Annotated in this window: 12 protein-coding genes; 2 read left to right on the top strand and 10 right to left on the bottom strand. The window is 37.3% G+C overall.

Annotation, left to right across the window (positions count from 1 at the left end; all coding sequences use genetic code 11):
- Nucleotides 1–46: 46 nt before the first annotated feature.
- From ACODST_RS13295 to ACODST_RS13250, 10 genes are all read right to left on the bottom strand, one after another.
- On the bottom strand, nucleotides 47–1,318 hold the full coding sequence (locus ACODST_RS13295) for a DUF6624 domain-containing protein (RefSeq protein ID WP_488932599.1): 1,272 nt from the start codon (nucleotides 1,316–1,318) through the stop codon (nucleotides 47–49).
- Between the two features lie 97 nt (nucleotides 1,319–1,415).
- Nucleotides 1,416–2,066 carry a VOC family protein gene (locus ACODST_RS13290; protein WP_488932598.1) on the bottom strand — a complete coding sequence of 217 codons (651 nt, stop codon included), beginning with the start codon at nucleotides 2,064–2,066 and terminating at the stop codon, nucleotides 1,416–1,418.
- 249 nt (nucleotides 2,067–2,315) lie between these two features.
- The gene (locus ACODST_RS13285; protein WP_488932597.1) at nucleotides 2,316–2,918 is read right to left on the bottom strand and encodes a hypothetical protein; all 603 of its coding nucleotides are present in this window, start codon (nucleotides 2,916–2,918) and stop codon (nucleotides 2,316–2,318) included.
- Between the two features lie 20 nt (nucleotides 2,919–2,938).
- The gene (locus tag ACODST_RS13280; RefSeq protein ID WP_488932596.1) at nucleotides 2,939–4,081 is read right to left on the bottom strand and encodes a cytochrome-c peroxidase; all 1,143 of its coding nucleotides are present in this window, start codon (nucleotides 4,079–4,081) and stop codon (nucleotides 2,939–2,941) included.
- 185 nt (nucleotides 4,082–4,266) lie between these two features.
- Nucleotides 4,267–5,733, bottom strand: coding sequence for a hypothetical protein (locus ACODST_RS13275; RefSeq protein WP_488932595.1), 1,467 nt, complete (start codon nucleotides 5,731–5,733; stop codon nucleotides 4,267–4,269).
- Nucleotides 5,720–7,198 (bottom strand): RagB/SusD family nutrient uptake outer membrane protein, encoded by a 1,479-nt coding sequence (locus tag ACODST_RS13270; RefSeq protein ID WP_488932594.1) that lies wholly within the window; start codon nucleotides 7,196–7,198, stop codon nucleotides 5,720–5,722. The genes ACODST_RS13275 and ACODST_RS13270 overlap by 14 nt, the downstream gene beginning before the upstream one ends.
- A 4-nt stretch (nucleotides 7,199–7,202) precedes the next feature.
- On the bottom strand, nucleotides 7,203–10,562 hold the full coding sequence (locus ACODST_RS13265) for a SusC/RagA family TonB-linked outer membrane protein (RefSeq protein WP_488932593.1): 3,360 nt from the start codon (nucleotides 10,560–10,562) through the stop codon (nucleotides 7,203–7,205).
- 11 nt (nucleotides 10,563–10,573) lie between these two features.
- A complete protein-coding gene (locus ACODST_RS13260; protein ID WP_488932592.1) occupies nucleotides 10,574–11,491 on the bottom strand; it encodes a FecR family protein in 918 nt (305 codons plus the stop codon).
- 5 nt (nucleotides 11,492–11,496) lie between these two features.
- On the bottom strand, nucleotides 11,497–11,676 hold the full coding sequence (locus ACODST_RS13255; RefSeq protein ID WP_488932591.1) for a hypothetical protein: 180 nt from the start codon (nucleotides 11,674–11,676) through the stop codon (nucleotides 11,497–11,499).
- Nucleotides 11,677–11,743: 67 nt separating this feature from the next.
- A complete protein-coding gene (locus ACODST_RS13250) occupies nucleotides 11,744–12,343 on the bottom strand; it encodes an RNA polymerase sigma-70 factor (protein ID WP_488932590.1) in 600 nt (199 codons plus the stop codon).
- A 422-nt stretch (nucleotides 12,344–12,765) separates the two neighbouring features.
- On the opposite strand from ACODST_RS13250, the gene ACODST_RS13245 reads away from it, so the two are divergent.
- The gene (locus ACODST_RS13245; protein WP_488932589.1) at nucleotides 12,766–14,721 is read left to right on the top strand and encodes an alpha-galactosidase; all 1,956 of its coding nucleotides are present in this window, start codon (nucleotides 12,766–12,768) and stop codon (nucleotides 14,719–14,721) included.
- Nucleotides 14,722–14,726: 5 nt separating this feature from the next.
- Complete coding sequence (locus ACODST_RS13240) at nucleotides 14,727–16,697, top strand: sialate O-acetylesterase (RefSeq protein ID WP_488932588.1); 1,971 nt, start codon at nucleotides 14,727–14,729, stop codon at nucleotides 16,695–16,697.

Raw genomic sequence — 16,697 nt, 5'->3', positions numbered from 1 at the left:
GTATTTTTCTTCAAACAAATATAGGCAAATAGTGTACAAGCTTTATTTATATGATCTGGAGAATATCTTTCCATCTTTTTTCGGAATAGAAGCTTTTAAATTCTTTGCTGGTTAATACTTCTTTTTTGTTTAAATCACCTCTAAGCGCATTCAGGCTTAAAAAATCCAGTGCGATACTTCTGTATTGTTCTTCCTTAGTCTGGTTGTAAATTTTAGCAAAAAGAACAGCGGCTTCAAAGTTTTGCCGGCTTGACATACCGTCCGGAAATGTCGAGGCTGTATTGTAAGTATCATAAACTTTTTGAAATTCTTTGGTATCATAGGATTTTTGGGCCTGCTGAATAAGATCTAAGACTTCTGAAGCTTCTTTTTGGTCTTTTTTCAAAGCTTCTTCTGTATTGGGAACTGTATACATAAATCCGTAATTAAGGGCATAAATGGCCAGGGGAAGAAGCTTGATCTCGGCGCGTCTCTGATCGGCTGTATTTTCGTTTAAAATGGACCTGAACCCCGATGCTTCACCATTTTGAGTCCAGTTGACCTGCGTTCCGTACAGCTGTTTGTAATTAAGATTGCATTGCACCCGGTCGTATAAAAAAGCATAGTTTTCGGAATTCAGTTCATTAGTTCCAAGGCGTTTTTTCATTGCTGCCAAAGCTGTTTTCTGAAACAAAATATCCTGATCAGCATGCTGTACCAAAAGCCAGAAATTATTGGTCCCGTCTTTCCCGATTTGGGATATTTTGGGCCAGCCGTATTTTTGAAGAATCTCTTTTGCTTTTGAAAGGTTTTTTAGGTCCAGTTCGTTGATTTCGTTTTGCAGTTTCTCCAGCTGACCAGGATCTGAAGTCTGGGCTTTTAAAAAGCGGATTCTCTGGTCCTGAATCGTCATGCCATTAATTTGTCTGCGAAGCTCCGGCAGTTGTAAGGTTTTTTCGAATTGGAGTTCGTTTATGCGGGCTTTTTCGGTAATAGAATCCCATTGTTCGTTGTAGTCGTTTTTCAGGTAATCAAAATAAGGATCAATAAGCAGGGCATCTGTTTCTGTCCAGCCTTTATCAAGCGCCGTATTCAGGTATTTAAAAGCTTCCTCTTCATTCTGGTCTAAAGCATAAACTCCTGCTGCTTTATAAGCATTTAGAGCATCGGGCTGCTGTAGTGCAAATGCTTTTTGAAAAAGAGGAATGGCATTTTTAAAGTTTTTTTGAAGATGGAAAAGCGAAGCCTGAGCCACTAAAGATTCATACGTATAATTTGTCTGGGCTTTCGAAACAGGAAAGTAAAAAAGAAACACTAAGGCTAAGAAATATTGTTTCATCAACTTTTAGATTAAGATTGGTTATCCGGATAGTTGGTTTTGAGCCTTACTAAAATACAAATTAAATTTTTATTTGTTTTATTTATAGATTGTTAGTTTACAATTTTAACTCTACAATTGTTTCGTTATTTTCTAAAGTAATTTCGGTTGGATTGCTTTCTGATGGTGTTTGGGTTGGATACCAGTTTCGGTTAGGCTGTACCAGAATTAACAGGCCTTCGTGGTCACCAATGGCAGAGAATTTTTCAGTATTGGTATTTTTAGAAAAGAAATGCAGTCCGTGTTTTTCCATTAATTGATTTCCGAATTCCAGAGGGTTTTCAGTTACGATGCCTATTTCACTTATGTTTAAAACAGAAGCCGCTGTAAATTCACCCAGCTGTTCATTGTTAAGATCATGTCTGGCAATGAATTCCAGTAAATTTCCATTGTGGTCGTAAAAATAAAGGGAGTGTGCATTCCAGTTTTCAAAATGCGTAACGACACTTTTATCATCAAGAACTATTAAATCGACTTTGTCCTGACACCACTGAATGGCTTTTTCAAGCTGGTTTTCAGGAATATTAAAGGCGAAATGATACATTGAACGGAATTGCGGATCTTCTACAAACTTCAAAACAGAACTGCCTGCCTGAAAGGTGATCCAGTTTTGATCGTTTTCGAGAATAAAAAGGCCCAGCACATTTTGATAAAAGTCTTTTGTTTTTTGAATATCGTTGGTTTTAATTTGAATCTGATCTATTTTCATAATGGTATTTTTATAAAGAAAAAAACTTCTTCAGGTTACGTACAAATTTAACGAATGACAGTAATGCTCTGGTTTCAGCTTCATTTTATGCTTCGATGAAAGTATAATGAATTATGATGGTAAACTGTACAGAAGTTACGCATTTTATTGTAACGATGGTTTTATGCCATAAAAAAAGCCTGTTTCTTAAAGAAACAGGCTTTGGCAGATTTGTACATTTTTTGGGGCAAATTACAAATCACTCTAACTTTACTTTTTATGTCTGTGCGTTTTTTTTCTAAGTTCAATTACTTCCGGATTATTTTTAAATGCAAATCGCAGTAATTTTTCTACAGGCATTGTTTTTAACTCTTCTTCTCCAAACTTTGTAAACAGGGTATTCCTTAAAAAGTCAATTTCGTATGCCGTTTCAGGATCATTATTTAAAAATGATTCCTGAAGCCTGTAGGGATGACTGATATTTAATTTTTTTGCAATTTCAAGTATTTCTTTTTTGCTTTTCCAGATATGAAACCCAACTCTTTCCCATGAATATGTAATTCTTAATTCGGCTATTCTGGCCGCATCGAAATCCTGAAATTCAGCCATTAAAACTACACCTAAGGAATCAGTATGCTTTTTTATTTTTTCGGGAATAAATTTGTAGTCTTTAAATGCTTTTTCGTAAACCTCTTTTGGAATTTTTATTTTAAAATTTTTGTCCAGGTACTTATAATTATAACCTACAAAATCAATTTTGGTCAGCGAATCGATTTTGGCATCCGTTTTCCGCAGCATTTCTGCAGTTATATTTTGTGAAAACATGGGATTATAAGCAAAAAGAAGAATAAACAAAAGGTTTAATGATTTCATAATGTAATAATTAAGGTTTCTTATTGGGGCAGTTCCGGGATTATGATTCTTCGGGTCGGCGTACTTAAAGTTTCAATAAAAGCGAGCAAATCATTTATTTCGTCTTTATTCAGATTGAGTTTTCTAAGCATCGGATCGGTTTTGGGAATTAAAGAATCTCTGGCAGTTCCGAGGTATTTTTTCTGAACCGGAGACGGATTTCCTAAATTGTACAATTCTACAACATCCAACAGACTAGGGAAATGCCCGTGATGCATCCAGGGTTTGGTATTGACCACTTCACGAAGCGTGGGCGTTCTGAATTTACCAATGTCTTTTACGTCTTTGGTTACATTATAACGTCCGAAATCTTCATTTTTGGTTCCAAATAAAGTCTGACCGTCATTATGAAACTGGTTATCACTGAAATAAGGTGTATTATGACAATTAATGCACTGTGCTTTGGTTCTGAATAAATGCAGCCCTTTAACCTGCTGATCGGTATAAAGTTCTGATTTACCGCTTATAAACTGATCAAATTTGCTTTTTGGACTGTTAATGGATCTTTCAAAGGTAGCAATGGCATACTGAATTCGTTCCAGTGTTACTTTTTTGTCTCCAAAAGCCGCAGTAAATAGCGGATTATAGCCTTTGATCTTAGCAATTTTATCAACAGCTATAGTCAGTTTTTCGTTCATTTCCAAAGGATCCTGAACCGGAAATTGTGCCTGATCTTCTAAACTTTTGGCACGTCCGTCCCAAAACAGAGAAGTGGCATAGGCTGAGTTTAAAATGGTCATCGAATTCCGTTTTCCCGTTTGTCTGTCATGACCAAACGAACGGGTCAGGTTGTCTGTCCAGCCCAATTCCGGATTATGACAGGAAGCACAGGCAATCTGTCCGCTTTTGGATAATCTCGGATCAAAAAACAATACTTTTCCTAAACTCTCTTTTTCTTTCGAATACGGATTATAATCGGGATACGGAACGGCAGGAAGTACACCGATGTCCTGAAATTTAGATTTATCGATACTTTCATGTAATTCTGCGGCAGGCCATTTAGAAAAATCGCCGCCGGAATAGCGTTTTCGTAATTCCTGAATATCGATATAATCGGGCTGTTCAACGCTTTTATAAGCCGTTAAACTAACAAGAAACAGGAGTGGAAAGAGTAGTTTTTTCAATTTTTTGTTTTGTTTTTTGATTTGTTCTTTTTGTTTCTGGTTTAAAGTTTCAACAGAATGTTAAACCTGAAGTCTGAAGTCTGAAACTTTTTTTGACTCCAAAAGCTTGTCAAAGTTTTTAAACTTTGACAAGCTTTGCGACTGATCACTAAAATCTGATCACTAAAAACCTGACCACTGAATACTTAAAGCGTAACTTCCTTAGGGCAGTCTATACTTATGGCAGTCGGTTTTGGATATACTCTGTTGTTGTACATTCTATACTGCGTTGAAACAGTACCGCCAAAAAGTTCTTCATTGGTTAGTTTCAGTTCAAACGAAATCTCATATAAACCATCGCTTATTTCTTTATAAGTTCCTTCTCCGGAAATAGCAATAATATGTGTGTTTGTGGCACTGGATCCGATTGTTAAATCCTGCGGAATAACGAGCACGGTTCCTTCTGTTTTACTGTTACCGTTGGCCGGGAAGAACTCTAAAGCTGAGGTAATGTTAAAGCCGGGAGAAATAGCTGCCGAGCCGCTTTCGTTAGAGAACCATCTCTTTAAACCAAAGGAATTAACGGTATTGCTTCCGGTTGCTACATTAAAACCTATTTTAAAAGCATCGTGATAAATGTCGTCGTTAGGGTCTGTTGTACCTCTGTCGCTGTATAAAATCGCATTTTCGTTGTCTTTGGTAACAATAACCGGATAGGTTAAAGCATTAAAAGTCTGCCAGGCACAGGTTCCGTCTTTATCAAACCAGTGTTCACCGTAAGTTAAATAGAAAGTATTGGTAGGATCTGTGAATTTTGATGCCGGATAAGCCTGTACATCACGAGGGGATTTTATAGGTTTTACAATTGTTAAACCGGTATTTCCTGTAGCAATATAATTAGGGATATTGATCAGATTGATTTTGGTTTCATAACGGGCATCGTCATTTTGCAGGTCTTCCAGCAAAGTTAAATGGTAGGTAACAGCGCTTCGGTTATCACCAAACTCATCATGTGTTAACGAATATTCAAAACCGTTGGTGAATTTAAAAATAGAAGCATTTTCAATTTCTGACGGAATGAATCCGTTTGGGAAATTCACCTTAAAATCGATGGTTTCGCCTACCACACCTTTAACAATAAAATCTTTTACAGGAAAAGTATAGGTAGTACTGATGTCTCCCAGATTAATAGTAAAAACGTCGTTGGGTGCATAAGTATTTAGGTTTCCGATATGAACCGCCGGATCTGATGCATTTTCCAGTTTTAGTGTAATCTCTTGTTTGTCGGCCCATCTTTTATCAAAAGAAACATAAATAGTGTCAGTAAGTTTACTGCCTTCAAACAGCAGTTCGCTGGCAGGCTCCAGACTAAAACTTTCGGTATCACCCGAAGTAACGGCGCTGAAATTAACCACAACAGGTGATGTTAAAGGAGCTGAAGTTAAAGCAACAGGAACTTTTAAGGTTTTTACTGATTTATTGTCGTAAGAAGCAGCCGGAAGTATAGTGGTACTTACGGAAGGATATTCGAGCGGAGTTCCCGCACTGTTTGCTAAAAAGTTAAACCTCACAAAAGGCTCCGAAGTTTGAGAATCCAGTCGGTAATCGTCTTTTGAACAGGATACAAGAGCTGCAATAATACTAAACAGGGATATGATTTTAATACGATTCATTTTGTTTCAGGTTTTGGTTAACATTAATATTGCTTCTTGGTATTGGCAATATGTATTTAGGCGACGGGTAGGTAAGGCTGCACACAGTAGAAATACAGCCGTCATTTCTGGAAATATCCCTTTGGTTTCTGCTGATATCAAAAAGCAGGTGTCCTTCAAAACAAAGTTCTTTTTGTCTTTCTAAAAACACGGCTTCTTTCAGGTTTTCGGTATCTTTTACAACACTGGCATTAGCTCTGGTTCTGATGGTATTAAGATCCTGTCTGGCCTGATCGGTATTGTTAAGTTCAAGGGCAGCTTCGGCACGGATTAAATACTGTTCGCTTAATCTGAAGGCAACATAACCCGGATTTCCCTGGAATTTTTTAGTAAAGTAGTAGTTTCGGTCTTCCGGCTGCAGGTTTACTATGGTAGAGATAGGCTGTACCAGAAACAGTTGTTTTCTAATATCGGATGCTTCATATAAATTGATCAGATCCTCGGAGGCACAGTAACCGCCGTAAGATGTTAAGGAAGTATAACCATATATGGCAGAAAGTGATCCGCTGGCGGTTCCTTCATCAGTTCTCGGAATTGAAAGTTCCAGTAGAATTTCAGATACCGGAAGATCAGGCTGTTCCCACTGTGCGATATAGTCCGAAGTGCTAACCAGACTTACGCCTGAATTGCTGATGATATCACTGGCAGTATCGTAGGCATTTTTCCAGTCTTTTTTAGACAGGTATACTCTTGCCAGTAACGCTTTTGCGCTTGTTTTGTTGAAATAGGAGTAAGCAGGTCCGCTTAAAATAACAGTATCGGTATACCAGTTTATAGCGGTGGTAAGATCTTCGATAATATGGGCGTAAGTAGCAGCTACTGTTTCTCTGGCCGGATAGGTGAGTCCCCGATATAGTGAGGCTGTACTGTAAACAATGCCGGGATGTGATGCATCACTTGTAAATCCGTAATTCTGGCTGTATACTTCGCTCAGTAAAAAGTGGGCATAAGCTCTTACACTTAAAGCTTCGGCTTTGATCTGGTTTTTTTCAGCTTCTGTCGCATCCGGCAGGGCATCTGTAAATTCTAATATTAAATTAGTCTGATTGATTACGCTGTAGCTGTTGCTGTAAAACGTAGCCATATTAGAGGTATTGGCCAGGTCATCAAACGAATACATATTTAAGATTAAAGTAGGGGTACTGATTTGTCCTTTTGTACTTTCGGTTCTGGAAGGGGTAAATTTCAGGTTTCCGCCCTGAAGATCAGCATAGATGTCAAAATTACTGCCGCGTAAATTAGATTCAAGTCCTCTGTACATTCCATTAACTGCCTCAAGCATGCCTTCTTTTGTGCTCAGCTGTTCCGTAATGGAAACCTGAGTTCCCGGTTCCTGTTCCAGAAAATCACTACAGTTGCTGCATAAAAACAAGACTACCAGAAGCACTGGAAATTTAAGAAGTATATTATTTTTAAAGTATTTCATCTTTTTAGAATTTTGTATTAAGACCACATGAAATCGTTCTGGCCTGTGGATAATTGTAACTGAATTCTCTGATCCCGTTCATGCCCGCCGGGCTTTTTTCTTTGTACCAGTAAAAGGCATTGGAAACATCGGCAAAAATGGTTAAAGTGTCCAGGAAAGTATTTTTTACGGGAACATTGTAGCTTAAACTGATGTTATTGATTTTGATATACGTTGCATCATATACATATTTACTCATGTTAGAAATCAAAGTGTTATTACTTGGAGCCGGCTGAGAGACAATATCTCCCGGATTTCTCCAGTAGTCATAAGCATTGACAGACATGTTTCGGTTAGAAGTTGTACTGTATTTAGAAACAATCTGATCTGAAATTAATTTATCGCCGCCTAACTGAAACGAACCGTTAAAGGATAAACTAATGTCTTTATAAGTGATTGTGTTAGCAAAACCTCCAAATGCTTTTGGCTGTGAATCTCCAATAGGTTCCCAGTCAGCATTGGTAAATAATTTGGTGTAAGTAGCCGCGTCATACACTTGTCCGTTCTTTTTTATCAGGTCACGTCCTGTTGCCGGATCAACACCTGCCCAGTTTACGCCCCAGATTGTGGTAGTACTGTAGCCTATTTTTTGTGCCAGGGCGATATTAGACAAAGAATAATCACTGCCTAAACCGGTAAGATCCGTTACTTTATTATCGACTGTTGAAATATTAAACATTGTACTCCATTTAAAGTTTCCTTTTTGGAACCATTTGAATCTTGTAGTAAGTTCAAAACCTTTGTTGTACATATCGGCTGCATTTAACTGTACCGTACTGTATCCGGTTTCGGTCGGGATATCACGGGATGTAATTAAATCAGATAAACTGTCATAATAGTATTCTAATGAAAGTTCTACAAAACTGAAAACATTAAAATCAAACCCGGTATTGAATTTCAGGTTTTTTTCCCAGCTCAGTCTTCCGTTAGGAGATAAACTTGGAGATGCACTTATATCTCCGTTATATCCGTTTTGAGATACCGTATAAAGTCCTTTTGAACGGTAACTACCAATTCTGGAATTTCCGGTTGATCCGTAACTGATTTTAAACTTTAAGAAATCAATCCATGAACTGGACTGCAGGAAATCTTCATTGCTGATAAGCCAGGCCAGACCGGCGCCGCTGTTGATGGCTACATTGGTATCATCTCCAAAAACAGAGCTTTCATCACGTCGGATATTGGCTAAAGCATAATATTTCTTTTTGTAGTTGTAGTTTAACTGTCCAAATGCCGAAACTCTTGAATTATAACTTATCTCAGCTCCGCGTACCTGTCTTGATTTCGATTCATCTACATTGGGAGTAGATGTATTGTCGTCCTGTATAGCATCTTCAATGTTGTTTAGTACATTTGGATTTACAAAACCGGAGGCCGATGCGTAATCAAAATTGGCTTTTTCTTCAGAAAGTTCAAAACCTAAAACTCCGTCAATTTTATGGTTTTCAGTAAGCTGTTTGTCAAATAACATCTGTCCCTGCCAGTTCCACTTGGTAGAGTTTCGGTTGTTAAAAAGTCTTCTTCCCCAGTTTGCATAGGTATAACCGTCCAGCACAAAAGTTCCGTTATTTTGTCCGCTTTCATTTTCTCCTGAGAAATAACGGTCCTGTTCTTTATCGACATAATCAATACCAAAAAGCGAGGCAAATTTGATGTTTTTGTTTAGTTCATATCCCACATTTAAACTTCCTAGAATTCCAAAAGTTTCCGTTATGTTTCGGTTTTGTTCAATAGCGGCCAGCGGATTTCCTCCTGTATTTCCTCCCGATACTCCGGTAATAGAATAGGTTCCGTCGGCATTATAAGGCGAGATCGTTGGCAGATAAGCAAAATCATAATAAATGTTTGGCGCATCTTTTTTAATAAAACTTGGATTTAAAGACAGGTTTACATTCCATTTAGAATGGTTGTAGCCAATATTAATTCCCCCGTTCAGCTGTTTGGTACTATTGCCCAGCTGAGGTTCGTCAATATTCATATAGGTGATACTGGTTCGGTAAGAGAACTTTGAATCAGCACCTGAAACACTGAAATTGTATTTGTTATAAATTCCTGTTTTATTTAAAAGGTCAAACCAGTTAGTGTCGACTCCGTTATACGGCAGCAGCGCCGTTCCCGGAGAAGTATTTTTTAAATAGTCGTTTCGCAATTCGGTATACTGTGCACCATTTAAATATTTGATCTGGTTAATAGCAGAAGATACCCCAAGCTGGTTAGAGAACGTAAATTTTGTTTCTCCTTTTTTACCTCTTTTAGTTGTAATTAAGATTACTCCGTTGGCACCATCAGCTCCGTAAATACCTACTGCTGCAGCATCTTTTAAAACGGTAAAGTCTTCAATATTATCAGGAGAAATCATCGCCAGCGGATTGGATAAACCTTCGGCTAATCGTCCTCCGTCAAAATATTCATTGTCAATACCGGTTTGTTCGCTCATAATAACACCGTCTACAATAATTAAAGGCTGTGTTGAAGTACCCAGGATAGAAGAACCGCTTAAAGATTTTAAGGTTCCCTGTCCGCGGACATTGATTTTGACCGGAGTTCCCACACCCGAAGTGTTTTCGATTAAAACCCCGGCAATCTGTCCTTCCAGCATTTTATCAATACTTTCAGAAGCCTGCTGTACCGGAATATCTTTGGCATTAATAGTAGAAATACTTCCCACAATTTCTTCTTTTAATTTGGTTGTACCGTAAGAAGAGGTAATAATAACCGGATTCAGTTCATCTGTAGTTTCTTCCAGATAAAACACAAAATTTTTATGGTCATCTGCCCGCATGGTCTGTGGCTGCATTCCTAAAAACGATACTTCGAGTATCAGGTTTGGAATATTGTTTCCTTTTAACTGATAGGCAAATTTTCCGTTAAAATCAGTTATGGCACCCATTCCGGTTCCTTTTATACGTATAGCAGCGCCCGGAAGCGGTAATTTATCTTTAGCAGCATAAACAGTTCCGGTAATAAAACGCTCCGTTTCTTTACCATCTTCGCCGGAAGTATCTGCGGAAGCAGAGGTTAACAGAACCTGTTTTTTCTGAATATAATAGGAAATGTTTTTGTCTTTTAATAACTGCTTTAAAGCAGTTTCCAGAGTAGCATTTGTTACGTCTAAATCTCCCAATTGATCCGCATCAATTTTTCGGGCATTGTAAATAATCCTAAAATCAGTCTGTTCTTCAATCGATTTGATAATTAGGCTTATAGGTTTGTTTTTTACATGTATGGTTATGAGTTTATTCTGAGAAAATCCTTTAAAACCAGATATGAGTATGGCTAAGAAAAATAGAATTTTTCTTAAAACGTGTGGTATCGAAAATGTCATGTTTATTTTATTTATCGAGGATTGGTGATCGTAATGGTTTTGTTTTTAATGGAATAATGAAAAGGCGTGTCACGTTTTAGAAGGTCTAAAATGTTCTCGACACTGGAATCGCTGATGGAAATAGTTCCGGTAAAATTCTGTCTGGCCAGATCAGAATTTTCATTGATGATCTCAACGTCGTAGGTACGCTGGATAATCTTGGCGATAGTAGAAAACGGGGTGTCTTTAAAGGCTAACTCTCCTTTTGTCCAGGCTGAGTAAAAGGAAACGTCAACATTTTTCAGGGTTATTTTTTTAGTAGGATTCTGCCAGGTTGCCATCTGTCCAGGCTCCAGTAAAATGGCATTCGACGGACTGGCGGCTTCAGACATCCGGATGCTTCCTTCTAGTAAGGTACCATTAACAGTAGGGTTTTCGGGATAAGCACTCACATTAAACTTAGTTCCCAAAACCTTAATATCGGCCTGATTGGCGTGTACTATAAAAGGATGTTCTTTGTCTTTGGCTACTTCAAAAAAAGCTTCACCGCTTAAGTAAACATTTCGGTCTCCGGTAATACCAAATTGTTCGGGATAACGCAAAGTAGTTCCGGAATTTAAACTAACAAGGGTACCGTCTGAAAGTTTAAGTCTGAACCGTTTTCCGTAAGGAACCGTAAGCGTATTGTAAACCACTTCTTCAGTTGTTTTACCGAAATACAAAATCTGGTCAGGGAATTTTCTGGCCACTAAATCCCCTTTATCGTTAAGCAGTGCGGTTTGATTTTTTCCGGAAAAATATTCTATACGGCCGTCGCCCAGTTCCAGAACAATTTCCTTTGATGTTTTTGATTTATTAGTAAATAATAAAACAGAAGTTCCTAAACCCATAAGTACTAAAAATACAGCAGCGTATTTCAAATACGGTCTTATACTGCGTTTTGGTTTCATGGTGATCACAGAGGAACGGCATTACTCAAAATAGGATCAGACAGACCAGAAAGAACCCACGCTTTCTTTACTGCTATAAATTGTTTTTTGTTTTCTTCCGAAGCGTCAATCCATTCAAAAAGTGCCTGTACTTCCTGTTCAGAAGCTTCGTTAGAAAGGTATTTATGTAGTGTTTCTGATGTCATATCTGAGTTTTAAAACTTCTCACTATTGTTAGTACACTTCAGAATTAAAATACCCTACCTTTTATTCTTAATTATTATAAATAAGGATAAAAATAAGGAAAAGATAATCGGATAATTTGGATTTTAAAATCTTCAAAGCCTTTGTCATATGGGCTTCGACCGCTTTTAAGGTAACTTCCATTTCTTCGGCGATTTCTGTATTTTTTTTATTCTCGAAGCGTTTTTTTATAAAAACTTCACGGGTTTTGGGAGGAAGTTCACTAATAGATTCCTGAATAATACGTTCCAGTTCCGTCAGTTCCAGAGTGTCAAACTGAAGGGAATTTAAAACCTCAATATCCATTTCCCTTTCTTTATGATTGAGCACCTCATTTTTAAATTTATCCTTCACCTTATTATGACGGATTAAATTGAGGCATCTGGATTTAGCGTACGTAAACAGGAAAGCCTGTACTCCGTTAAGCGAATCTACATTTTGCCTGTGCTGCCATAAATGCAGTAAAGCTTCCTGTGCCAGGTTTTCGGCTTCATCAGCATCATATATAAACTGAAAACTGAAAGACTGAATGCGTCTGAAATATTTATCGTAGAAAAATGTAAAGGCAGTTTCGTCACCTTCCTTAAAGGATTGGAAAATATCAAATTCAAAACTGCTGTTGTGGTTCATTAAACGCTTGTATTTTGGAAAAGCAATAGTAAGTAAATTTCAAAAATTACCTCAATCTGCCTGAAAAGCGGCAAATATAAAAGTTTATTTATATTAATTCTAAATAAAATTCAAATAAAGACCTTTTCTCTATTTATTATTCAGAATATGCGTATATTTTTTGCCGTAATGATAGTCTGCAGCCTATTTTGTAACCGTAATTTTTACACCAATAAGAGTTGTTTTTTTGCTCCGGAATCAAAAAAATAATTTTTAGTCTTGGTAAATTGATTTTAATTTGTATCATTGTAGTATAGAATAGTATAATAAAAACCAAAAATAATTTAATGAAGCAGTATTCTTTTTCTTGTAAAAAGTTGTTTTGGATACTTTTGCCGGCTGTACTTTTTTGCATTCCTGTAGGAGCACAAAAGAATTTGAAAATGCCTTTTGGCAAAAACGGAATCATTACTTACGATTCAAAACAAAAGACAGTTGCGGTTAGTCAGTCTGGTAAAATTGTATTTAGCGGAGCAAAAGCTTCTGTTGTTGTTAATGGAAAAACTGTATTGGTTGATTCTTATCCTGAAGCGGTTTTTGCAAAAGCAACAATTAAAGATGATTTAGGAAATGGCGTTAAATATACCTTGACTTATAAGGATAAAAATAATCCAACCGTAATTCAAAGTTTTTATACCTATAATGACAAGGCTTATTTTATCACTCAAATTGAAATTGTAGGCAACGGACAAACAATTGCGACTAACTATATTTCGCCTTTAGATTTAGGTAAAGCCAGTTTTGATAAAATTGAAAATCTGCATTCCGTTTTTGTTCCTTATGATAATGATGCTTTTATAAGTTATAATTCCAAAAAACTGGATACGATTAGTCAGAATACAAGTGCTGAGGTTGGAATTATCTTCAATAATACTTCTCGTAACGGTTTAATTATTGGTTCGCTGGAACATACTGTTTGGAAAAGCGCTGTAAAAACAATCAATAAAAATAAAGAGACTCTGTTTTCTGCCTGGGCCGGATTTTCGGAAAAAGAAATAACACGCGACGAAATTCCACACGGAATCGTAAAAGGAGAAAAAGTTTCGTCTCCTAAATTCTTTGTCGGATATTATTCTGATTGGCGCGATGGTATGGAAGAATATGGAAAAACAAACCGAATCATAGAAAAACCTTTTGTTTTTGAATGGGACAAACCAACGCCTGTCGGCTGGAACAGCTGGGGAGTTTTAATGGAAAAAATCAATTTTGAGAATACGACTAAGGTTGCCGACTTTTTTGCAAAATCAGTTCCGCAGTTTAGAGTTGGAAATACAGCTTATATCGATTTGGATTCTTTTTGGGACAATATGGTAAAAGGCGGTTTTACCGGAGATTTCAGCAAGTTGAAAGAATTCGCCGATTATTGCAAAAGCAGAGGCTTAGAGCCCGGAGCTTATTGGGCGCCATTTACAGACTGGGGCTGGAAAGACGGACCCAATCGTAAAGCCGAAGGAAGTGATTATACTTTTGGCGAAATGTGGACGAAAACCGGAGATACTTATTTTGATTTCGACGGTGCACGCGCTATCGATCCAACACATCCGGGAACTTTGAAACGTGTTGATTATGTAATCAATAAACTGAAAGCCTGCGGTTTTAAAATGATTAAAATTGACTTTTTAGGACACGCTGCTGCTGAATCAACTTCTTTTTATGATAAAAATGTTACTACAGGAATGCAGGCGTATAAAGTTGGAATGGAGCATTTGGTAAAAGCATTAGACGGACAAATGTTGATTTACGCTGCCATTTCTCCTAATATGGCTACAGCGCGTTATGCACACGTTCGTCGTATTGCCTGCGATGCCTGGAAAACAATCGAACAGACACAATATACTTTAAACAGCGTAAATTACGGCTGGTGGCAAACGTATTCGTACGATTATATCGATGCAGATCATGTGGTTTTTGCAGATGTTACAGAAGGAGAGAACCGTGCAAGATTAATTTCGTCTGTTATTACAGGAACATTAATTACAGGAGACGATTACAGCAAAGACGGAATCTGGAGTAAGAGGGCTAAAGAATGGCTTCAAAACCAGGAATTGCTTAAAATTGTTTCTAACGGAGTGGCTTTCCGTCCGGTTGAAGGAAATACAGGAAAATTGACCACCGAAGTTTTCGAACAAAAAATAGGAAATGATTGGTACGTAGCGATTTTGAATTACGGATCTTCTCCTAAAAATTATGCGCTTCCGTTAGAACGATTAGGGGTGAAAAATGGTAATTACAAACTGCAAAATCTTTTTACAGCTCAAAATACAAATATTAACAAAAACACGCTGATCGTAAGTTTGGGGTCCAAAGATGCTGGTTTGTTTAAAATAGTAAAACGTTAATAATTATGAGAAAACACTTTTTGAAGAAAACAGTTTTATTATTTGCATTATTTATTCTTTCATCGAATGGAGTAAAGGCTGCAATTTCACTGCCGTCTTTCTTTACCGATAATATGGTGCTGCAGCAAAAAAGTGCTGTTCCGTTTTGGGGTGAAAGTGATGGAAAGGCAATAACCGTTACAACTTCATGGGATAAAAAAACATACAAAACCAATGTTGTAAATGGTAAGTGGAAGGTGATTCTTAAAACGCCAAATTATGGCGGACCTTATACAATTGCTTTAAATGATGGAGAATTAAAAACACTGCAAAATATTCTAATTGGAGAAGTTTGGTTATGTTCTGGACAAAGTAACATGGAAATGCCACTGGAAGGCTGGGGAAAAATCAATAATTATAAAGAAGAAATTGCAAATGCCGATTATCCTCAAATAAGACTATTGCAGGCTGAACATATAGAAAGTACGCTGCCATTAAATACTTTAAAAGTACAGCAAAATGGATGGAATGTCTGCAATCCGGAAAACATAGCCGATTTCAGCGCTACAGCCTATTTTTTCGCCAGAAAGATTTACAAAGAAAAAAAGATTCCGATTGGTTTAATCCATTCTTCCAGGGGAGGAACATTAATTGAAGCCTGGACAAGTTCCGGAGCGTTAAGTACAATTCATGATTTTGATGCTGAAATTGAAGCGATGAAATCGGAAACAAGCAGAGAAGCTTTAGAGAAAAAATACAATGAAGAGCTTGCCGTTTGGGAAAAACATCTTGTCAATGCAGATAAAGGTTTTCAGGATGGAAAAGCAGTTTGGGCAACAGCAGCTTTTATTGATTCATCTTGGAAAACAATGAAAGTGCCTTCGTTTTTTGACAGCAACGGATTAGGAAATTTTGATGGAATAATCTGGTTTCGAAAAACGGTCAACATTTCGGATAATACTAAAGATTTCAAACTGAGTTATTATGCTGACGACGATGATATACTTTGGGTAAACGGAAATTATATTGGAGAAACTAAAGGTTACAATGTAGAACGTCATTATACCATTCCGGCAAAATATTTAAAGAAAGGTGAAAATTTAATTACTGTAAGAGTTTTTGACGGAGCAGGAAATGGCGGGATTTATGGCGATGAGAAAATCAGCTTAAAATCAGAAAAAGAAACCATTTCGTTAGTTGGAGACTGGAAATACAGTATTGGTGCAGACAGTAAAGATCTGCCTGCAAAACCGTATTTGGCTCAGGGCCAAAACAGACCAAGTGCTATTTATAATGCCATGATTGCGCCTTTATTAGATTATAAAATAAAAGGAGTAATCTGGTATCAGGGCGAGAGTAATGCAGAAAGAGCGTATCAGTATCAAAAGTTACTGCCTTTACTGATAAAGGATTGGAGAGCTAAATTTAAAGATAAAGACCTTCCGTTTTTCTTTGTGCAGTTGGCCAATTATAAACAGCAGAAAGAACAGCCCGGAGATTCGGATTGGGCAGAATTAAGAGAAGCACAATTTAGGACTTTAAAAGTTCCTAATACCGGAATGGCGGTTACAACAGATATTGGGGACGGAAGTGATATTCACCCAAAAAACAAACAAGACGTTGGCGGACGTTTGGCAGATATCGCTTTAGCCAAAGTGTATAATGTGAAAACAGAATATTCGGGACCGCTTTATAAATCCTCTAAAACAGAGCAGAATAACATTATTCTGGATTTTGATTTTAATGCAGGAATTAAAGCCAAAGAAGGTTCGCTAAAAGGATTTTCAATTGCAGGATCAGACCAGAAGTTTTATTGGGCAGAAGCAAAAATTGTGGACGGAAAAGTCGTGGTTTATGCTCAAAATGTCCCAAATCCGGTTTCCGTTCGTTACAATTGGGCCGATAATCCAAACGGAAATTTAACCAATGCATCCGGACTTCCGGCATCATCATTCAGAACCGATAATTGGAAAGGTATTACACAAGAAAAAAAATAA

Source organism: Flavobacterium sp. FG19 (genome assembly GCF_057809475.1).
The sequence above is the reverse complement of the archived record's forward strand: the minus strand, read 5'-3'. Positions and strand labels throughout refer to the sequence as shown.